General features: G+C 65.3%; 20 protein-coding genes. 17 read left to right on the top strand and 3 right to left on the bottom strand.

What is annotated here, in order from left to right; translation table 11 throughout:
• Positions 1–9: 9 nt before the first annotated feature.
• From VSR72_RS13340 to ftsB, 7 genes are all read left to right on the top strand, one after another.
• Positions 10–798 (top strand): TatD family hydrolase, encoded by a 789-nt coding sequence (locus tag VSR72_RS13340; RefSeq protein ID WP_342952814.1) that lies wholly within the window; start codon positions 10–12, stop codon positions 796–798.
• Between the two features lie 90 nt (positions 799–888).
• A complete protein-coding gene (locus tag VSR72_RS13335; RefSeq protein WP_342952813.1) occupies positions 889–3,525 on the top strand; it encodes a ComEC/Rec2 family competence protein in 2,637 nt (878 codons plus the stop codon).
• Between the two features lie 76 nt (positions 3,526–3,601).
• Entirely contained in the window at positions 3,602–4,405 is an 804-nt protein-coding gene (locus tag VSR72_RS13330) for an alpha/beta hydrolase (RefSeq protein ID WP_342952812.1), read from the top strand.
• A gap of 139 nt (positions 4,406–4,544) precedes the next feature.
• Positions 4,545–6,206 carry a CTP synthase gene (locus tag VSR72_RS13325; RefSeq protein ID WP_069265538.1) on the top strand — a complete coding sequence of 554 codons (1,662 nt, stop codon included), beginning with the start codon at positions 4,545–4,547 and terminating at the stop codon, positions 6,204–6,206.
• Positions 6,203–7,057 (top strand): 3-deoxy-8-phosphooctulonate synthase, encoded by an 855-nt coding sequence (gene kdsA, locus VSR72_RS13320; protein WP_201697241.1) that lies wholly within the window; start codon positions 6,203–6,205, stop codon positions 7,055–7,057. Before VSR72_RS13325 ends, kdsA begins: the two co-directional genes overlap by 4 nt.
• Before the next feature lie 332 nt (positions 7,058–7,389).
• Positions 7,390–8,673, top strand: coding sequence for a phosphopyruvate hydratase (gene eno, locus VSR72_RS13315; RefSeq protein WP_064268981.1), 1,284 nt, complete (start codon positions 7,390–7,392; stop codon positions 8,671–8,673).
• A gap of 101 nt (positions 8,674–8,774) precedes the next feature.
• Entirely contained in the window at positions 8,775–9,197 is a 423-nt protein-coding gene (gene ftsB / locus VSR72_RS13310) for a cell division protein FtsB (RefSeq protein ID WP_342952811.1), read from the top strand.
• A gap of 99 nt (positions 9,198–9,296) precedes the next feature.
• Here the strand turns inward: ftsB and VSR72_RS13305 are convergent, their stop codons facing one another.
• From VSR72_RS13305 to VSR72_RS13295, 3 genes are all read right to left on the bottom strand, one after another.
• Positions 9,297–9,662, bottom strand: a complete 366-nt coding sequence (locus tag VSR72_RS13305) for a hypothetical protein (RefSeq protein WP_342952976.1) — start codon at positions 9,660–9,662, stop codon at positions 9,297–9,299.
• A 211-nt stretch (positions 9,663–9,873) separates the two neighbouring features.
• Positions 9,874–10,836 (bottom strand): Hsp33 family molecular chaperone HslO, encoded by a 963-nt coding sequence (gene hslO, locus VSR72_RS13300; RefSeq protein ID WP_342952810.1) that lies wholly within the window; start codon positions 10,834–10,836, stop codon positions 9,874–9,876.
• A 66-nt stretch (positions 10,837–10,902) separates the two neighbouring features.
• Complete coding sequence (locus tag VSR72_RS13295) at positions 10,903–11,427, bottom strand: gamma carbonic anhydrase family protein (RefSeq protein ID WP_342952809.1); 525 nt, start codon at positions 11,425–11,427, stop codon at positions 10,903–10,905.
• A gap of 222 nt (positions 11,428–11,649) precedes the next feature.
• Between VSR72_RS13295 and VSR72_RS13290 the strand changes: the two genes are divergently transcribed.
• From VSR72_RS13290 to VSR72_RS13245, 10 genes are all read left to right on the top strand, one after another.
• Positions 11,650–12,525: a ferritin-like domain-containing protein gene (locus VSR72_RS13290; RefSeq protein ID WP_342952808.1), complete on the top strand. Its 876-nt coding sequence runs from the start codon at positions 11,650–11,652 to the stop codon at positions 12,523–12,525.
• A 60-nt stretch (positions 12,526–12,585) separates the two neighbouring features.
• Complete coding sequence (locus VSR72_RS13285; RefSeq protein WP_342952807.1) at positions 12,586–13,479, top strand: alpha/beta hydrolase; 894 nt, start codon at positions 12,586–12,588, stop codon at positions 13,477–13,479.
• 108 nt (positions 13,480–13,587) lie between these two features.
• Positions 13,588–14,418, top strand: a complete 831-nt coding sequence (locus VSR72_RS13280; RefSeq protein ID WP_342952806.1) for a 3',5'-nucleoside bisphosphate phosphatase — start codon at positions 13,588–13,590, stop codon at positions 14,416–14,418.
• Positions 14,419–14,582: 164 nt separating this feature from the next.
• Complete coding sequence (locus tag VSR72_RS13275) at positions 14,583–15,221, top strand: L-threonylcarbamoyladenylate synthase (RefSeq protein WP_254352833.1); 639 nt, start codon at positions 14,583–14,585, stop codon at positions 15,219–15,221.
• A 72-nt stretch (positions 15,222–15,293) separates the two neighbouring features.
• Positions 15,294–15,959 (top strand): site-2 protease family protein, encoded by a 666-nt coding sequence (locus tag VSR72_RS13270; protein ID WP_342952805.1) that lies wholly within the window; start codon positions 15,294–15,296, stop codon positions 15,957–15,959.
• A gap of 4 nt (positions 15,960–15,963) precedes the next feature.
• Positions 15,964–17,166 (top strand): tryptophan--tRNA ligase, encoded by a 1,203-nt coding sequence (locus tag VSR72_RS13265; RefSeq protein ID WP_254315177.1) that lies wholly within the window; start codon positions 15,964–15,966, stop codon positions 17,164–17,166.
• Between the two features lie 8 nt (positions 17,167–17,174).
• Entirely contained in the window at positions 17,175–17,807 is a 633-nt protein-coding gene (locus VSR72_RS13260; protein ID WP_342952804.1) for a methyltransferase domain-containing protein, read from the top strand.
• A 44-nt stretch (positions 17,808–17,851) separates the two neighbouring features.
• Positions 17,852–18,757, top strand: a complete 906-nt coding sequence (gene dapA, locus VSR72_RS13255) for a 4-hydroxy-tetrahydrodipicolinate synthase (protein ID WP_342952803.1) — start codon at positions 17,852–17,854, stop codon at positions 18,755–18,757.
• Positions 18,758–18,893: 136 nt separating this feature from the next.
• Positions 18,894–20,033: an outer membrane protein assembly factor BamC gene (gene bamC / locus VSR72_RS13250; RefSeq protein WP_342952802.1), complete on the top strand. Its 1,140-nt coding sequence runs from the start codon at positions 18,894–18,896 to the stop codon at positions 20,031–20,033.
• A gap of 11 nt (positions 20,034–20,044) precedes the next feature.
• The gene (locus VSR72_RS13245) at positions 20,045–20,821 is read left to right on the top strand and encodes an MBL fold metallo-hydrolase (protein WP_342952801.1); all 777 of its coding nucleotides are present in this window, start codon (positions 20,045–20,047) and stop codon (positions 20,819–20,821) included.
• Positions 20,822–20,869: the final 48 nt, after the last annotated feature.

Genomic DNA, 20,869 nt, shown 5'->3' with positions numbered 1-20,869 from the left:
GCGAGCGCCATGTGGATCGACACGCACTGCCATCTCGACGCCGCCGAGTTCGACGCTGACCGCGACGCGGTCGCGTCGGCGGCGCACGCGGCCGGGGTCAAGCGAATCGTGATCCCGGCGGTGGCGCGCGAGAACTTCGCCGTGGTGCGCGCGCTCGCGCACCGCACTGAGGGCGCGGTCTACGCGCTCGGCATCCATCCGCTCTATACGCCGCAGGCGCGCGACGAAGACCTCGAAGTACTGCGCCGCGAGATCGAGGCGAGTCTCGACGATCCGCGCTTCGTTGGCATCGGTGAGATCGGGCTCGATTACTTCGTGCCGGGCCTCGACGAGGCGCGTCAGCAGCATTTCTACGACGCCCAGTTGCGCCTCGCGCGCGAGTTCGGCTTGCCCGCGATCTGCCATGTGCGCAAGTCGCAGGATCAGGTGCTCAAGGGGCTGCGCCGCAACGGCGTGAAAAGCGGTATCGCGCATGCGTTCAACGGCAGCTTCCAGCAGGCGCGCGCGTTCATCGATCAAGGCATGCATCTGGGCTTTGGCGGCAACGTGACGTTCGAGCGCGCCTTGCAGATCCGAAGGCTCGCGCAGCAGTTACCGCTCGAGGCAATCGTCATGGAAACCGATGCGCCCGATATCTCACCCGCCTGGCTTTATCGCGAGCGCAACACGCCCGACCAGGTGCCGCGCATTGGCGCCGTGCTCGCGGGCTTGCGTGGCTTGAGTCCCGACGAACTCGCCCTTGGCACGACGGCTAACGCTGCGGCTGCGCTGCCTCGGCTCGCGCTTTCATCTGCATAATCGTTTCCAGGGTGGCGTGCGCGGCGTGCGTTCGGCGCGGCACGATTGACGCGGTTCGTGCATTCGGCCCCCTCGTTGCGAGGAGGCGGGATGCGGGCGATTTGGTGCGGGTTTGCGCTGGGCGTGATGGCCTTGCAGCGGCAGGCTGCGTTACCGGGGTGGGGTGCGTGGTTCGGACTCGTTCTGGCAATCGTGCTTTCAGCCGGGTGGGCGGCATGGGCGTTGGGCGCCACCGCACAGGCGGGTGAATCGCACGAAGCGGGTCGCCGGGTATTCCGCTTCTTTTACGGGCGACGCTTGCGCACTGCGAGCGGCTGGGCGGCGGTATGGCTTGCAGCCGGATGCGCAGGGTTTGGCTACGCGGCGTGGCGCGCCGAAACGCGGCTTGCAGAGTCGCTTCCCGCTAGCTGGCAGACGCGCGATATCAACATCGCCGGCTATATCTCCAGCTTGCCTTCATACGGCGCAAATGGCGCGAGCTTCCTCTTTCGTGTCGAATCCTGGGGGACGCACGAAGCCGCCACTGCGCTGCCGCATTTGATCCAGTTGTCCTGGGTGGCGCGCGATGCGCCGCTGCCGCCACTCGAGCCCGGCGCGCGCTGGCGCCTTGCCGTGCGGCTCAAACGCCCGCACGGCAATGGCAACTTCGCGCTGCGCGACACGGAAGCCGCGTTGCTCGCGCGCGGCGTGCGCGCCACGGGATATGTCAGCGAACCAGAGCGTGCTGTGCGTCTACCCGTTGACGCCACTGGCATCGGCGTGCGCATCGAGCGGGCTCGCGCCGCGCTGCGCGCGCGCATCGACGCGGTGCTCGGCGATGCGCCGCATCGCGGCATCGTCATCGCGCTCGCAACCGGCGCGCAGGACGCGGTCAGCGACGCAGACTGGCGGCTCATGCGCAATACGGGCACGAGCCATCTGGTGGCGATTTCCGGGCTGCATCTCGCGTTCGTCGCGGGGCTCGCCGGGTGGGTCGAGGGTGCGCTGTGGCGGCGCGCGCGCTGGCGTGGTGTCGAGGCGCCGCTCATCGTGCCCGCGCAGAAGATCGCCGTTGCGGGTGCGCTGTTCGCGGCGGGAATCTATGCCGCGCTCGCCGGCTTCAATGTGCCGGTTCAGCGCGCGCTCTGGATGCTGGCGGTCGTTGCGCTCGCGCTATTCGCCGGGCGCGAGGTCGCGCGCTCGCACGTGCTGGCGTGGGCGCTCGGGCTTGTGCTGCTGCGCGATCCATGGGCGGTGACGGCCGCCGGTTTCTGGCTCTCGTTTTGCGCGGTCGGGGCGATCCTTTTTGCGGCCACCGGCGTGCCGCGCTTGCACAGGCTCGCGCCGCAGGATTTGCCCGCGGACTATGCCGATCTGATGCGTGACAGGACTGAGCAAGCCGCGGATCCAACGGCGAGCGCTGGCTGGTTTCGGCGTTTCGCTGCCATGCTTTTTCCGCCCGGCGGCTGGCGTGAGGGGGTACGACGTATCGCCCTGCGCCTTGGCGATAGCGCTCGCGTGCAATGGGCCGTGACGCTGGGGCTCGCTCCGCTCACGGCCTACTGGTTCGCGCAAATACCGCTGATCGGACCGTTTGCCAATGCGTTTGCGATTCCCTGGGTGAGCATGCTCGTCACGCCGCTGGTGATCGGGAGCGCAGCGCTGCCCGCGCCGTTCGATGCGCTTGCACTGCGCGCGGCGCATACCTGCCTCGACTGGCTCGCCATGGCGCTGGGTGCTCTCGAAGGCCTGCCATGGGCGGTTTTGCGCCTGCCGCAACCCGGAGCGTGGCCGCTCGCCTGTGCTGCCGTGGGCGTCGCCTGGTGTCTCGCGCCGCGCGGTTGGCCGCTGCGCTGGCTCGCGCCGTTCACGTGGCTACCGTTGCTGGTGCCTGCACCCACGGGGCCGCCGCCGGGCGCTTTTCGGCTCACGGCGCTCGATATCGGGCAGGGCACATCGGTGCTGGTCGAAACCGCCCGGCATCGCCTGCTTTTCGACGCGGGACCGGGCCCCGAATCGACGCAGGCGGGCGAGCGCATCGTCGTGCCATATCTACAGGCGCACGGCATAGGGCGTCTCGACGCGCTGATGATCAGCCACGACGATTCCGATCATTCGGGTGGGGCACAAGCCGTGCTCGATGCCGTTGACGTAGGGCAGTTCGTGGCAGGCATCCTGCCCGCGCATCCGCTGTGGGCGAGCGCGCGCACAAAGGGCGCGCAGACCGTACAGTGCGCCGCCGGCCAGCGCTGGCGGTGGGACGGCGTCGACTTCGAGGTGCTCTGGCCCGACCCCGGGCCGCTCGCGGGCAAACCCAATGCGCATTGCTGCGTCCTGCGGGTGACAACTTCGGCAAGCGAGGCGCCCGAGGTGCATGGCGGCCCGGTTTCCGTGCTGATCGCCGCCGACATCGAAGCGGGCGTCGAGCGCACGCTGGTCGCACGCGACCCCGGGCGGCTGCGCGCGCAGGTGCTGGTCGTGCCGCACCACGGCAGCCGCACCTCGTCGACTGAGCCGTTCCTCGATTCTGTCTGGCCGCTCGTCGCGATATTTCAGGTAGGCTATCTGAACCGCTTTCATCACCCGCATCCGGGGGTCTACTCGCGCTACATGGCCCGCCACATCGTGCTCGCGCGCAGCGACGCGGACGGCGCGGCGCGCGTCGAGGCACGGCCCGGCGCACTCGCCGTCGAACGCTTTCGCGATACGCAGCGGCGCTACTGGATGGACCCGCCAACGCAGGACTGACGCGCCGGGCCGATCGAAGCGTGAATGAAAGCGCGAACGACGAAAGAGATCAACAAAATAGAGAGACACGCCGCCTTTGAAAAACGTCATCCATTTCTCGCATGCGAACGGCTTTCCGGCCTCGACGTATCGCACGTTCTTCGCCGAACTGGGCGACAACTACGAACTGCGCTACATCGAGCGCATCGGGCACGACGCGCGCTTTCCTGTCACGCGCGACTGGCCGCATCTCGTCGAGCAGCTGCTCGACGACATTGGCCGCACCTACGAGGAGCCTGTGTGGCTCGTCGGCCATTCGCTCGGCGGCTATCTCTCGCTGATGGCCGCGCTGAAAAGGCCGCAGTGGGTCAAGGGCGTCGTGATGCTCGATTCGCCGGTGATCGCGGGCTGGCGCAGCAGCATGCTGCGGGTTTCGCAGTGGACCGGCCTCGACGAGCGCATCTCACCAGCCGCCGCCACGCGTAATCGCCGCACCAACTGGGCGAGCCGCGACGAGGCCTGGCGGCACTTCCATTCGAAAGCGGCGTTCGCGCGCTGGGACGAGCGCGTGTTGTCCGACTATGTCGACTTCGGCATTCCTCAGACCTCGGTCGACGGCGGCCGCACGCTCGCCTTCGACCGCCACACCGAATACATGATCTACCGCACGCTGCCGCACACGCTCGGCGCGCGGCTCGTGCACGGCTCGCCCGTGCCGGTGAGTTTCGTTGCGGGCACGCAGTCGCGTGAAGTGCGCCAGGTCGGGCTTGCGGCAACGAGGCGCATTGCGGGCGAGCGCTTCGAGTGGATCGAGGGCAGTCATCTGTATCCCATGGAGCATCCAATCGAGACCGCGCGCGCGGTCCAGCGCATGCTGTACGCCATGGAAAACGGAGCCTGAGCGGCCGCTTCCCGGCGCGCTCGCTTGCGGGGCGGGGGAGAGCCGAGGGCCACGCATCGCGCATCATTTCTGCTCGCTCAAAATTCAGGGTTAGCCCTTGCTTTCAGGTATAATCCGTTTTTCCCGCGAGCATCCAGCGATGACCAAATATGTTTTCGTCACCGGCGGCGTAGTTTCCTCCCTTGGCAAGGGTATTGCCGCCGCCTCCCTCGCCGCGATCCTCGAATCGCGCGGTCTGAAAGTCACCCTCCTCAAGCTCGATCCCTACATCAACGTCGACCCCGGCACGATGAGCCCGTTTCAGCACGGCGAAGTGTTCGTGACGGAAGACGGAGCGGAAACCGACCTCGACCTCGGCCACTATGAGCGCTTCATCACCACGAAGATGCGCAAGGCCAACAACTTCACCACGGGCCAGATCTACGAATCGGTGATCCGCAAGGAACGCCGCGGCGACTATCTGGGCAAGACCGTGCAGGTCATTCCGCACATCACGAACGAGATCCAGGCATTCATCGAACGCGGCGCCGCATCGGCGACGTGTGGCGAGCCCGATGTCGCGATCGTCGAAGTGGGCGGCACGGTGGGCGACATCGAGTCGCTGCCGTTCCTCGAAGCCGCGCGTCAGATGAGCCTGCGCCTTGGCCGCAACAGCGCGTGCTTCGTGCACCTCACGCTCGTGCCGTTCATCGCCACGGCGGGTGAACTCAAGACCAAGCCCACGCAGCACAGCGTGCAGAAGCTGCGCGAAATCGGTATCTATCCGAACGTGCTGCTGTGCCGCGCCGACCGCCGCATTCCCGACGACGAACGCTCGAAGATCTCGATGTTCTCGAACGTGCCCGAAGACGCCGTGATCTCGGTGTGGGACGCCGACAGCATCTACAAGATTCCGCAGATGCTGCACGACCAGGGCCTCGACTCGATCGTCTGCGACGAGCTGAAGCTCTCGGCCAAGCCTGCCGATCTGTCGATCTGGGCGGAAATGGTCGAAAAGCTCGAGCATCCGAAGCACGAAGTCACGATCGGCATGGTCGGCAAGTACGTCGATCTGACCGAGTCGTACAAGTCGCTCATCGAGGCGCTGCGCCACGCGTCGATCAAGACCTCGGCGAAGGTGAACATCGAGTACATCGACTCCGAGCAGATCGACGAAGAGGGTGTCGAGAGCCTCAAGCATCTCGACGCGATCCTCGTGCCGGGCGGTTTCGGCCGTCGCGGCACCGAAGGGAAGATCAAGGCCATCCAGTACGCTCGCGAAGCGAAGGTGCCGTACCTCGGGATCTGCCTCGGCATGCAGCTCGCGGTGATCGAATTCGCACGCGACGTGGTGGGCCTGAAGCACGCAAACAGCACGGAATTCGATCCGGACACGCCCGACCGCGTCGTCGCGCTCATCACCGAATGGGCCGACCGCGAAGGCAAGGTCGAGAAGCGCACCGAAGACTCGGACCTCGGCGGCACGATGCGCCTCGGTTCGCAGCGCTGCCCGATCAAGCCCGGCACGCTCGCGGCAGAGATCTATGGCAAGGACGTGAACGAGCGTCACCGTCACCGTTATGAAGTCAATAACGGATACGTGCCCAAGCTCGAAGCCGGCGGCCTTATCATCAGCGCCCGTACGCCGACTGAAGATCTGCCGGAAATGATGGAACTGCCGCGCGACATGCACCCGTGGTTCGTCGGGGTCCAGTTCCACCCGGAATTCACGTCCACGCCGCGTGACGGCCATCCGCTCTTCAAGGCGTATGTCGAAGCGGCAGTCGCGCACCATGAGGCGCGCGCTGAGGAGAAAGCATGAATCTGTGCGGTTTCGAGGTAGGTCTCGACAAGCCGTTCTTCCTGATCGCAGGCACCTGTGTCGTCGAATCTGAACAGATGACGATCGACACGGCGGGCCGCCTGAAGGAAATCACGTCGAAGCTGGGCATTCCGTTCATCTACAAGTCGTCCTACGACAAGGCCAATCGTTCGAGCGGCAAGTCGTTTCGCGGCCTCGGGATGGACGAGGGCCTGCGCATCCTTTCCGAAGTGAAGCGCCAGCTCGGCCTGCCCGTGCTGACCGATGTGCATTCGGAAGAGGAGATCGGGCCCGTGGCTTCGGTCGTGGACGTGCTGCAAACGCCCGCGTTCCTGTGCCGCCAGACCGACTTCATCCACGCGTGTGCGCGCTCGGGCAAGCCTGTCAACATCAAGAAAGGCCAGTTCCTCGCGCCGCACGACATGAAAAACGTGATCGACAAGGCTCGCGAAGCCGCGCGTGAGGCGGGTCTTTCCGAAGACCGCTTCTTCGCGTGCGAGCGTGGTGTTTCGTTCGGTTACAACAACCTCGTCTCGGACATGCGCTCGCTCGCTATCATGCGCGAGACGGGTGCGCCGGTCGTGATGGATGTGACCCACTCGGTGCAGTTGCCGGGCGGGCAGGGCACGAGCTCGGGCGGTCAGCGCGAATTCGTGCCGGTGCTTGCGCGCGCGGCCGTGGCCACGGGCGTGGCGGGTCTCTTCATGGAGACCCACCCGAACCCCGCCGAGGCGAAGTCCGACGGCCCGAACGCCGTGCCGCTGAACCGCATGGCCGACCTGCTCGAAACCCTCGTGACGCTCGACCAGGCGGTCAAGCGCACGCCGTTCCTCGAGAACGACTTTAGCTGAGCAGGGAACTAGTAGTACTGCGCGCCGCTTCGATTGCATGAGCGGTGCGATGGAGGAGCAGCGCGGCGCACAGGACCGCGCGAACAGCAGTGTCATGCAACGACATCATGCTGGGCGCAGCGGAGCCAACGCACCGCGCTCGATGTACAAGGCAGCGTGGCAGCGCATCGGTCACTGGAGCGTGACCGTCGCGCTGCGGCAAGTTGAACCTGGCGAGCACGCAGCCTGTCCCATGTGACGGTGTGCCCCGAACGAGCATAGAAACTGTGCCTCGCGGGCTCATGCAGGCGGCGTAGCTCGCGCAAGAATTACTGTCATTTCCTGAGGAAACCATGAGTGCAATCGTAGATATCATCGGTCGCGAGATTCTGGATTCGCGCGGCAATCCCACCGTCGAATGCGACGTGCTGCTCGAATCGGGCACGATGGGCCGCGCGGCAGTGCCGTCGGGCGCATCCACGGGCTCGCGTGAAGCGATCGAACTGCGCGACGGCGAAGCCGGCCGCTACAACGGCAAGGGCGTGCTCAAGGCCGTCGAGCACATCAACACCGAAATCTCCGAGGCGATCATGGGCCTCGACGCGTCGGAACAAGCCTTCCTCGACAAGACCCTGCTCGAGCTCGACGGCACCGACAACAAGTCGCGCCTCGGCGCCAATGCCATGCTGGCCGTGTCGATGGCCGTCGCGAAGGCTGCCGCTGAAGAAGCCGGCCTGCCGCTGTACCGCTATTTCGGCGGCTCGGGCGCGATGCAACTGCCGGTTCCGATGATGAACATCGTCAACGGCGGCGCACACGCGAACAACAGCCTCGACATTCAAGAATTCATGATCGTGCCGGTGAGCCAGCCGACCTTCCGTGAAGCGCTGCGTTGCGGCGCGGAAGTGTTCCACGCGCTCAAGAAGATCCTCTCGGATCGCGGCATGAGCACGGCAGTGGGCGACGAAGGCGGCTTCGCACCGAACTTCGGCAGCAACGACGAATGCCTCTCGACCATCCTGCAAGCCATCGAAAAGGCTGGCTACCGCGCGGGTGAAGACGTGCTGCTCGCGCTCGACTGCGCAGCCAGCGAGTTCTACCACGACGGCAAGTACCAGCTCGCCGGCGAAGGCCTGCAACTGTCGTCGACGGAATTCGCCGACTACCTGGCGAACCTCGCCGACAAGTTCCCGATCGTGTCGATCGAAGACGGCATGCACGAAAGCGACTGGGCAGGCTGGAAGACGCTGACCGACAAGCTCGGCAAGAAGGTCCAGCTCGTGGGCGACGACCTGTTCGTCACCAACACGCGCATCCTGAAGGAAGGCATCGAGAAGGGCATCGCCAACTCGATCCTCATCAAGATCAACCAGATCGGCACGCTGACGGAAACCTTCGCAGCCATCGAAATGGCCAAGCGCGCTGGCTACACGGCCGTGATCTCGCACCGCTCGGGCGAAACCGAAGACTCGACGATCGCTGATATCGCTGTCGGTCTGAACGCGGGTCAGATCAAGACCGGTTCGCTCTCGCGCAGCGACCGCATCTCGAAGTACAACCAGCTGCTGCGCATCGAGGAAGATCTCGGTGATATCGCCAGCTACCCGGGCAAGTCGGCGTTCTATAACCTCCGCTAAGCGGACCCAGCGCCGGCAGCAGCCTTGCTGTCACCCTTCGTCATCTCTTTCCGCCGCCCTGCGTATAGCGCAGGGCGGCGTGTATTTATCCGGCACCTTTCATGCGGCTTGTTACTGTCGTTCTGATCATCCTGCTTGTGCTGATCCAGTATCCGCTCTGGTGGGGCCATGGTGGTTGGCTGCGTGTGCACGAACTGCAGCAGCAGCTCGCGCAACAGCAAAAGCAGAACGACGACGAGAAACTGCGCAATGAACGCATTGCGGGCGAAGTGCAGGATCTGCAGAACGGCACGGCTGCAGTCGAAGAGCGTGCGCGCTACGAGATGGGCATGGTGAAGGACAGCGAGGTGTTCGTGCAGTTCGTCTCGCCGAACCAGACGCCGCCTGCTACGCCGAGCGGCTCGTCGAATACTTCGACGCGCGGCGAGATGTCGGCAGCGCCGGTGAGGGTGGTGCCGAACCCCGTTTCGCGTGTGCCTGAGAAGAAGCACGGGCACGGGAAGGAAGTGAAGAAGGCGGGTTGAGTGCGCTGCTCGCGGTGAGCAGGCGGCCAAACAAAAAGGCGCGGCATCAAGCTGCGCCTTTTTTCATTGTGCCCGCGCTTCGCGTGATGCAAGGCGGGCTTACCAGCCCCATCCCCAGCCGGGGTAGCCGTAGCCAACGCCCGCGCCCCAGCCGCTTCCCCAGCCGCCGGTGGAGTAGCTGCCGTAGACGTTCACGGGCGGCGCGTAGGCGCGCGACCACGCACGTGCGGCGGCATCGGCCGCCGCTGCGCTGTCAGATTCGGCGAGCGCCTGGCGGTCAATGGCGTCGTAGCGCGCCATTTCGTCGGGCGTGAGCACGGGCGCGTTGGCTGAAAGGTCCGACTGCGCCGCGGGCAGCCGGCTGTAGATCGGCGAAGGCCCAGGCGGGTCCAGCGTGCAGCCGCTCGTCATCCCAATGGCCGCTCCGAGCGTCGCGAGTACGAGCAGCGCGCTCACGCGCGGCATGCGGTCGCGCAACGGAAGTGTGAAGCGTTTGTTCTTGATCATGCTTCTCTCCATCTGTCGGACGCCTAAGTAATTTGAGATGACGCCAGGTCCGCATTTCAATTCGATCCCAAGGCCCGTCTACCCGCCGCTGTAGAGGGCAGCGGCGCAACATGCGTTGCGCCGCATTGGCGTGACCTTCTCAGTGTGCCTCAGTGTGCTCCGTTTTGCCTCAGTGACGACGTTCCGCAGCAGGACTCACGCTCTCTGAGAGCCCCGTCACGGCAAAAAGTTGCGCGACATCGACAGGATCGAACTCATAGCGCTGATTGCAGTAGTCGCAATGAATCTCGACATGACCGCGTTCTTCGATCACGCCGTCGACTTCCTCGCGGCCCAGCATCTTGAGCATTGCGCCCACTTTTTCGCGCGAGCACGAGCACTGGAAGCGCGGTGCAAGCGGCTCGAAGTGGCGCACGTTCTCCTGCCAGAAGAGCCGGCGGAACAATGTCTCGCCGTCTTCCTTGAGCATTTCGTCGCGCGTGAGCGTGCTACCGAGCGTGCAGACACGCTCCCAGGTATCGAGGTCGTGCTCGCCCTGATGCGGCACGATGCCGCCGTCGCCCGGCAGCTTCTGAAGCAGCATGCCGACTGCGCGGTCGTCGTTCGCCGCGAGCCAAAGGCGCGAATCGAGCTGTTCCGAGTGATGCATGTAATGCTCGAGCACGGCGGCGATCGACTTGAGCGGGCCGTCTTCGCCGTTCAGCGGCACGATGCCCTGGTAGGGCTGCTGGCCCGGCTGCTTTTTCGCGGGATCGAGCGTGATCACGCAACGGCCCTGGCCGTCCGGATTCACGAGGTCGGCGAACGTGAGTTCTTCGCCGAGCGGCAGGGCGTTTTCGCCCGTGAAGTCTTCGCCGAGGCGCGCGGTGGCGCGCATCGTCAGATCCGAGCCGCACTGCACGACCAGCATCTTCACGGGGCCGTCGCCGAAGATCTGCATGATCAGCGTGCCGTCGAACTTGAGATTCGCCGAGAGCAGCGCGCACGCCGCCATCATCTCGCCGAGGACGGTGCGCACGGGCGTCGGATATTGGCGGCGTTTGAGCACTTCCTGCCACGTGTTGCTCAGCGAGACGATCTCGCCGCGCACCGGCGCGGCGCTGAACATGAATTTTTGCAACTGGTCGTTCACAATCTTTTCCTTCGTTTGAATCGTAGCGGCGCGGCCCGCGCCGCATCCGGCGAAAGCGTGCCGCTCTCAGCCGATGCGCACGAGCTGCGCCTTGAAATATTCGCGGCGCTGCGCGTAGACATCCGCGTTGCGCTTGAGGCCGGCGATGTCGGCCTCGGTCAGTTCACGCACGACTTTGGCCGGCGCGCCGAGAATCAGCGAGTTGTCGGGGAACACCTTGCCTTCCGTGACCACCGCACCCGCGCCAACCAGACAGTTGCGGCCGATTACCGCGCCATTCAAGACCACGGCCTGAATGCCGATCAGCGCGCCTTCCTTCACGGTACAGCCGTGCAGCATGGCCTGATGGCCCACCGTCACGTTCGCCTCGAGCGTGAGCGGATAGCCGGGGTCCGTGTGGAGCACCGCGCCTTCCTGAACGTTGCTGCGCGGGCCGACGGTGATCGGCTCGTTGTCGCCGCGCAGCGTCGCGCCAAACCAGACGCTTGCGTCTTCGGCCAGTTCGACCTTGCCGATGATGGTCGCGTTGTCCGCGACGAACACGCTTTCGTGAATGGTCGGTGCGGCTTCGCCAAGCTTGTAGATGGCCACGGTTTCGAGTCTCCTGATATTGGGGGCTGCTGCCGGTCTGCTGGCGCCGGGCATTGGCTGCGGACGACGCGAGGCAGGTGAATCGCGTATTGTAAACGGTTGCGTGCGCGGTCCGCTTGGGGCGGCTTCGTGCAGCCGTTCCATATACCCGCTTTTCGGTCCCTGTTTCTTCTGCCGATGAATTCTGTTCTCTCCGCTGCCAGCACGAGCGCTGATGTTCCAATGCCTTCGGAAGCCGCGTCCGCCTGCTGGCGCCTCGCCGCGCTCGACGCGCTGTGCGAATGCGACCCGATCGCCAAGGCCGATGCGGTGCGCGCGCTGCACGCGCAAACCGAGGCTCAGGCCGCGGCTCCTCGCTGGGAACCGCTTCGCGCCATCAGGACGCCGGACGGCTTGCCAGGCCGCCCCGCAGAACCACGCCTCGTCGAGCCGCGCGAACTGCAGCGCCGCAGCATGAGCACACCGCAGGGCCGCGTGGTGCTGCTGCACGCGCTGGCCCACATCGAATTCAACGCGATCAATCTCGCGCTCGACGCGGTCTGGCGTTTCCCCGCCATGCCCGACGCCTTCTACGCCGACTGGCTCAAGGTCGCGGCGGAGGAGGCCTATCACTTCTCGCTGCTGCGCGCTCGGCTCGCCGACTATGGTCACGCCTACGGCGATTTCCCGGCGCATAACGGCCTGTGGGAGATGTGCGAGCGCACGAGCGGCGACGTGCTCGCACGCATGGCGCTCGTGCCGCGGGTGCTGGAGGCACGCGGGCTCGACGCGTCGCCGCCCATTCGCGCGCGCCTGAAGCAGGCTGGCGACGACGAATCGGCCGCGATCCTCGACATCATCCTGCGCGACGAAGTGGGGCACGTTCGCATCGGCAACCATTGGTTCCGCCACCTGTGCGAGGCGCGCGCTCTCGACCCGCACGCGGCATGGCTCGCGCTCGCCGAGCAGTACCACGCGCCGCGCATGCGCGGGCCGTTCAACTTCGAGGCGCGCCGCTCGGCTGGCTTCGACGAAGCCGAACTGGACACGCTGGCGGCCCAGGACGCGGCAGAACAGACCGTCGCGAAGAAGTCAACGCAGCGACACTCGAACGAATGACCTGCCGCAGAAGCTTTGCGCCTATATAATCGAACGATCATTCTTTTTTCGGCGGCGCAAATGAATCAATCCCGTTCCGAATATGTCGACGTCAATGGCATCCGCTTCCATGTGCGCCGCTGGGGCGCGGAGGGCGCGCCCGTGCTCTTCATGCTGCACGGCTGGATGGACGTGGCGGCGTCGTTCCAGTTCGTCGTCGATGCGCTCGATGCACGCGGCGGTGACTGGCAGGTCATCGCGCCGGACCTGCGCGGCTTTGGCCTCTCCGACTGGCCTGTTGCGCAGGGGCAGGGCAGCAACTACTGGTTCCCCGACTACCTTGCCGATCTCGATGCGCTGCTCGCGCACTACGCGCCCGAGGGCCAGGTGGATCTGGTCGGGCATAGTCTCGGCGCGAACATCGTGTGCCTCTACGCGGGCGTGCGGCCGGAGCGCGTCCGGCGCGTGGTCGATCTGGAGGGCTTCGGCCTGCCGGCACCGTCACCCAGACAGGCGCCGGGCCGCATGCGCGAGTGGCTCGACGAGGTGCGCACGCCGCCGCAACTGCGCACTTACGCGTCGCTCGACGAGGTAGCCGCGCGGCTCGTGAAAACGAATCCGCGCCTGATCGCACCGCGCGCGCGCTTTCTCGCGGAACACTGGTCGAAGCCGGACGGCGAGGGCGGCTATGTGCTGCTCGGCGATCCGGCACACAAGATGCGTGGGCCGCTGCTGTACCAGCTAGACGAAGTGATGGCGATCTGGTCGCAGGTGAGCGCGCGGGTGTTGCATGTCGAAGCGGCCGGTTCCGAAACGCTCGCGCGAATCGCGGGGGCGGTGCCCATCGACGAGTTCAAGAAGCGTTTCGAGGCGTTTCCGGATTGGCGCGAACGGATCGTCGACGGGGCGGGGCACATGGTGCACCACGACCAGCCCGAAGAGGTCGCGCGCCTGATCGAAGCCTTCTGCGCCTGAGCGCCACGCCTATCGGGTGCGCATTTGGGCGGCCGCCGCACGCGAGGCGGCGCCCGACGATTTCACTGCGTTGCAGTAAAATGGACGTTCATCCTTTTCCCGCATCCAATGAACGCCGATCTCCACTGTCACTCCACTGTCTCCGATGGCCAACTGGCCCCCGCTGCCGTCGCGCAGTTGGCGAAAGCGGGTGGCGTGGGCTTGTGGGCGCTCACCGATCATGACGTGCTCGACGGTCAGCGCGAAGCGCGCGAGGCGGCCGAAGCGCTCGGCATGCGCTATTTGAGCGGCGTCGAGATTTCGGTGACCTGGGCGTCGCGCACGGTGCATATCGTCGGTTTGCATGTCGATACGGAGTGCACCGCGCTCGTCGACGGGCTCGCACGCACGCGTGACGGCCGCGCGGCGCGCGCCGAAGCCATTGGCGAGCGGCTCGGCGAACTCGGCATTCCCAACGCGTACGACGGCGCGCTTCAGTACGTTTCGAACCCCGACTTGATCTCGCGTACCCACTTCGCGCGCTTTCTCGTGGAAAGCGGCCGTGCGCAGAACACGCAGGATGCGTTTTCGCGCTGGCTCGGCGAGGGCAAGCCCGGTTACATCGCGCACCGCTGGGCGAAGCTTGCCGACGCCGTATCGTGGATCAAGGCGGCCGGCGGCGAGGCGATCGTCGCGCATCCGGGGCGCTATGCTTACACCCAGCTCGAATTCGACGCGTTCTTCGGCGAATTCATCGATCTGGGCGGCAAGGCCATTGAAGTCGTCACCGGCAGTCATACACCCGACCAGTACGCCGAGTACGCCGCCGTCGCGAGGCGCTTTGGCTTCGAGGCGTCGCGCGGTTCGGACTTCCATGCGCCTGGTCCCGACGCGATCGAGCCGGGCACGCTGCCGCCGCTGCCTTCCGATCTCAAGCCTGTTTGGGAACGCTGGCTGTAGGCCGCGCACGCCGCGCGGCCGTCTGACTCCACACCTTTACTGCAAGGCGTTTCGCGCAGGTCCACCCAGCTTTGTCGTCGCTTTGTGGTACTACGTGCAGTCGCCTGCCGTTTTCGCGCACCATCCCGCTCGTTTCTATCGCCATTCGTCAGCTGATTACTGCCATGTCCCAGTTCTTTCGGCTTCACCCAGAAAACCCGCAGCCGCGCCTGGTCAAGCAGGCGGTCGAAATCATCCGCGATGGCGGCGTGATCGCCTTGCCGACCGATTCGAGCTACGCGCTCGCCGCCCGCATCGACGACAAGCACGCGGCCGAGCGTTTGCGCCGCATCCGCGGGCTCGACGAAAAGGCGCTGCTTTCGCTGATGGTGCGGGATCTGTCCGAGCTTGCGAACTTCGCCATGGTGGACAACCGCCAGTACCGGCTGATCAAGTCGGTGACGCCGGGGCCGTACGTGTTCGTGCTGGTGGCGACGAAGGAAGTGCCGCGGCGTCTCTCGCATCCGTCGCGCAAGACGATCGGTCTGCGTGTGCCTGGGCATCCGATTCCGCTTGCCATTCTCGAAGAGCTGGGCGAGCCGCTGCTGGCCTCCACGCTGATCCTGCCGCCCGACACCGAGCCGCTCAACGACCCCGAGGAGATTCGCGAGCGTCTCGAGAAACAGGTCGATCTCGTGATCGACGGCGGGGCGTGCCCGTGCGAGCCGTCCACCGTGATCGATCTCACGGGTGAAGAACCGGTGCTCGTGCGGCCGGGGCGGGGCGCGCTCGCGCCGTTCGGCATCGAAGAAGAAGAGGCGTGAACAAGCATGCGCGACGCGAACGTGGCATGCGCGCGGCCTGAGCGCATTGACGCATTGATACAATAGGCCGCCATGGAAGCCAATCTGATTCAGACGATCGTCGTCTACGCCTTGCCGGTCATCTTCGCGATCACGCTGCATGAAGCCGCGCACGGCTACGTCGCGCGCATGCTCGGCGACAACACCGCGTACGTGCTCGGCCGTGTCTCGTTCAACCCGATGCGCCACATCGATCCGATCGGCACGATCGCCATGCCGCTCGTGCTGTATTTCCTGACGAACGGCGCGTTCGTGTTCGGTTACGCGAAGCCGGTGCCGATCGCCTTCAGCAATCTGCGCAATCCGCGCTGGGGCACGCTGTGGGTCGCCGCAGCCGGGCCGCTATGCAACTTCGTGCAGGCTATCGTTTGGGGCGTGTTCGGCGTGGGGCTCGCGGTGCTCGGCGTGAACGAGCCATTCTTCACGCGTATGGCCGCCGCGGGCGTGGGTGTGAATCTCGTGCTCGGCGTGCTGAATCTCTTTCCGCTGCCGCCGCTCGACGGCGGCCGCGTGCTCGGGGCGCTGCTGCCCACGCGCGCGAGCATTGCGCTCGCCCGTATCGAACCCTATGGTTTCATCATCGTGATGGGGTTGCTCATCAGTGGCATCTTCACGCGATTCTGGCTGCGCCCGCTCGTGAGTCTAGGTTACGACGCGGTCACCGCCATCCTTACCCCACTTGTGTCGCTCTTTTCATAACATCATGTTCCCAGACCGTATCTTCTCCGGCATGCGGCCCACCGGGTCGCTGCACCTCGGCCACTATCACGGCGTGCTGAAAAACTGGGTGCGCCTGCAGTCCGAGTATCCGTGCTTCTTCTGCGTGGTCGACTGGCATGCGCTCACCACGCACTACGAAACGCCGGATGTCATCGAGAAAAACGTCTGGGACGTGCTGATCGACTGGCTCGCCTCTGGCATCGACCCGAACCAGGCCACGCTCTTCATCCAGAGCCGCGTGCCCGAGCACGCCGAACTCGCGCTCCTGCTCGGCATGAGCACGCCGCTTTCGTGGCTCGAGCGCGTGCCGACGTACAAGGAGCAGATCGAGAAGCTGCGTGACAAGGACCTCGGCACGTACGGCTTCCTCGGCTACCCGGTGCTGATGGCTGCCGACATCCTGCTGTACCGCGCGTCGCTCGTGCCGGTGGGCGAGGACCAGGTGCCGCACGTCGAAATGGCGCGCGAAATGGCGCGTCGCTTCAACTACATGTATGGCCGCGAGCCGGGCTTCGAAGAGAAGGCCAACGACGCGGCGAAGAAGCTGGGCGGCAAGCGCTCGAAGCTCTATCACGAACTGCGCAACGCCTATCAGCAGGAAGGCAACGACGAGGCGCTCGAACAGGCCCGGGCGATGCTCTCGGAGTCGCAAAGCCTTTCGATGAGCGATCGCGAGCGCCTGTTCGGCTACCTCGAAGGCTCGCGCAAGATCATCCTGCCGGAGCCGCAGGTGCTGCTCACGGAAGCGTCGCGCATGCCGGGCCTCGACGGCCAGAAGATGTCGAAGTCGTACGGCAACACCATCGGCCTGCGCGAAGACGCCGAGTCGATCACGAAGAAGGTCCGCACGATGCCGACCGACCCCGCGCGCGTGCGCCGTACCGATCCGGGCGATCCGGACAAGTGCCCGGTGTGGCAACTCCATCAGGTCTACACCGACGAGCAGACGCACGACTGGGTGCAGAAGGGCTGCCGTTCGGCGGGCATCGGCTGTCTGGAATGCAAGCAGCCGGTCATCGAAGGCATCCTGCGCGAGCAGCAGCCGATGCTCGAGCGCGCGCAGAAGTACATGGACGACCCGTCACTACTGCGTGCAATCGTCGCGGATGGCTGCGACAAGGCGCGCAAGTTTGCCAACGAGACGATGCGCGACGTGCGCGAGGCGATGGGCCTCTCGTACAGCTGATCCGCCTCATGACGTCGACACCTGCCGCCGGTTCGTTGGCCCACGGGCTTTCCGAGCCTTCGCGCTGGGTGCGCCGCTGGGCGCACCTCATCGCACCCGGCGGCACCGTGCTCGATGTGGCTTCGGGCGCGGGCCGGCACACGCGCTGGCTGGCGGGCCAGGGCCATCCGGTCACGGCGCTCGATCGCGACGCCGCCGCGCTCGCAACGTTGCATGACGTGGCAGGTGTCGCGACATTAGAGTGCGACCTCGAAGGTGCCCCCTGGCCGCTCGTCGACGACGCGCGTTTTGCGGCCGTGGTCGTCACAAATTATCTGCACCGCCCGCTCATGCCCCGTCTCATCGATTCGCTGGCGCCGGGCGGCGTCCTCATCTACGAGACCTTCGCGCAGGGCAACGAGACCGTCGGAAAGCCATCCAACCCCGCTTTCCTGCTCGCTCCCGGCGAATTGCTGGCCGTCTGCACGCCCGCGCTGCGGGTCATCGCCTATCAGGACGGATTTCTTTCCCAGCCGCGTGAAGCGTATATTCAGCGCATCTGCGCAATACGGGAAAAAACGACCTCAGTGGCCCTCGAAAGAGCCGGTAATCTACCGGAGAACCAGGTCCTACCCGTAGCGCGTTACGATCTGACCGGCTAATCCGCTACAATCGCGGTTTAACCGACTCATTTTTCTGGCGTTTCATGGCTAACGGCACTCAGGACGGCATTACGCTGCAAGGCAGCATTCCCGCGATCGTCACCCCCATGCACGAGGACGGCAGTCTCGATCTGCCGGCATTCCGCAAACTGATCGACTGGCACGTAGAAGAGGGGACGGATGCCCTCGTCGTCGTCGGTACGAGCGGGGAGTCCGCCACGCTTGACGTCGAAGAACACATCCTGATGATCAAGACGGCGGTCGAGCACGCTGCCGGCCGTATGCCGATCATCGCGGGCGCCGGCGGCAATTCCACCGCCGAGGCCATCGAACTCACGAAGCACGCGAAGGAAGTCGGCGCACAGGCGTCGCTCCAGGTCGTGCCTTATTACAACAAGCCGACCCAGGAAGGCATGTACCGTCACTTCGCGAAGATCGCGGAAGACGTGGACCTGCCGGTCGTCCTCTACAACGTGCCGGGCCGTACGGTCGCGGACATGGCGAACGAGACCATCCTGCGTCTGGCCGAAGTGCCGGGCATCATCGCAGTGAAGGAAGCGACGGGTAACATCGACCGCGCCGCGCACCTCATCAAGCATGCGCCGAACGGCTTCAAGATTTTCAGCGGCGACGATCCCACGGCGATCGCGCTGATGCTGCTTGGCGGCCACGGCAATATTTCGGTGACCGCGAACGTTGCGCCGCGCCAGATGAGCGACCTGTGCAAGGCCGCGCTCGCCGGCGATGTGAAAACGGCTCGCGCGATCCATATGAAGCTGTTGTCGCTTCACAAGAACCTGTTCATCGAATCGAATCCGATTCCGGTGAAGTGGGCGCTGCAGGAACTCGGCCGCATGGAAGGCGGCATCCGACTGCCGCTCACGCCGCTCGACGCGCGCTACCACGACGTGGTGCGCGCCGCGCTGCGCGAAGCCGGCCTGGCTGGCTGATCCGATCAGTCTGCCGCCGATTTTTCAACCGACGCCGCCACGGCCCAACCGCCCATTCACTGAAAGACCTCGGACCGAACCCGGACCCACCGTCTCGCAGAGCAAGGCTTAGCGTTCCCGTATCACGAAGGCCCACATGAAACGTTCCGCTTTTTCCCTCCACGCAACCCGCATGGCGGTGCTGGCGCTTGCACTCGGCTCGCTCGCAGGCTGCGAGTCGCTGAACGACATGTTCGCGTCCGATCGCGTCAACTACAAGGACACGCCGACCGCGCCGCCGCTGAACGTGCCGCAGGATCTGTCGTCGGCGCCGAACGACCAGAAGTACGTCGCGCCGCCGCCCACGGTCACGCTTGGCGGCGCCGCGCAGCGCACGGTCACGCCGGCCGGCAACGCGACGCTCGGCGTGCCGAGTTCGCAGGATCCGTTCGGCATGCACGTGGAGCGCGACGGCGACCGCCGCTGGCTCGTGGTCGACGGCCGCTCGCCAGACGACGTCTGGCCGCAGCTGCAGGAATTCTGGACGGAGAACGGCTTCACGCTGACGACCGACTCGCCGACCACCGGCATCATGACGACCGACTGGGCCGAGAACCGCGCCAATATTCCGGACGACTGGTTCCGCCGCACCATCGGCAAGGTGATCGACTTCGCGTACTCGTCGGGCACGCGCGACCGCTTCCGCGTGCTGGTTTCGCGCGGTCCGGACGGTCAGACTGATATTTCCGTTACGCACAACGCGATGGAAGAAGTGCTGACGGGACAGGACAAGACGGGCTCGAAGTGGGTGGAGCGCCCGCGCGATCCGGCGCTGGAAGCCGCGTTCCTCGCGAAGATCATGCAGAAGTTCGGCTTGACCGACGCGCAGTCCAAGCAACTGCTGACCGACGCACGCCCGTCGACGGCTGGCGTCAAGGTCGCCGCCGGTCCTGACGGCACGACGCTCGATCTGCCCGAAGCGTTCGACACTGCATGGCTGCGTGTCGGCCTCGCGCTCGACCGCACGAACTTCACGGTCGACAACCGCGACCGCGAGAAGGGCCTCTACTACGTGCGCTACGCCGATTCGATGCAGGAACTGAAGGGCGACGGCCTGTTCGGCAAGCTTTTCTACAATCCGAAGAAGGCGACGAAGGATCAGGGTCCGGAATACCTCGTGGCGGTGCGCTCGACGGGTAATTCGACCCAGGTTGCCGTGGTCGACCAGAGCGGCCGCATCGACACCTCGTCGGACGCGCAACGTATCGTCTCCGCGCTCCACGCGCAGCTGAACTGACGTGCGCTGATATGCGATTTGCGAGCCTCGGCAGCGGCAGCGAGGGCAACGCACTGGTTGTAGAAGCAGGCAGCGGCATGACGCCCACGCGCGTGCTGCTCGACTGCGGATTCTCAGCGAAGGAAGTCGAGCGGCGCCTCGCCCGCGCGGGGCTGGCCGCCGACTCGCTCACCGCGATTCTCATCACCCACGAACATAGCGACCACATCGGCAGCGCGCTCACGCTGGCGCGCCGCTGGTCGATTCCGCTTTACATGAGCTGGGGCACGGCGCAGGCAGTGGGCGCCGACGATGCCGCAGGCGTCGAGCTCAACGTGCTGTGGGGCGACGAGACGGTCGAAATCGGCGAACTCGGTGTGCTGCCCTATACGGTGCCGCACGATGCGCGCGAGCCGCTGCAGTTCGTGTTCAGCAACGGCGCGAGCCGGCTTGGCGTGCTGACCGACGTCGGCGAGTCGACGTCGCATATCAGCAGCGTGCTGAGCGGTTGCGACGCGCTCGTGCTCGAATGCAACCACGACCTTGAGATGCTCTCGACGAGCCGCTATCCGGCTTCGCTCAAGGCGCGTATCGGCGGGTCGCATGGTCACCTGAACAACGAGGCGGCTGGCGGCATCCTCGCGGGGCTCGATCGCACGAAGCTGCGGCATTTGATCGCTGCGCATCTGAGCCAGCAGAACAACACGCCGGAGCTCGCGCGTGCTGCGATGGCTGCGGTTCTCGGCAACGCTGCAACGGAAATCGGGGTCGCTTCGCAAGTTGAGGGATTCGACTGGATTTCGCTTTGAGTCCAATCGAATAGACGAAAAAAAGCCCACGACGCAAGTCATGGGCTT

The organism is Paraburkholderia sp. JHI869 (genome assembly GCF_038900775.1).
Lineage (GTDB): Bacteria > Pseudomonadota > Gammaproteobacteria > Burkholderiales > Burkholderiaceae > Paraburkholderia.
Note: the sequence above shows the minus strand (reverse complement) of the source record. Positions and strands in the feature narration are given on the sequence as shown.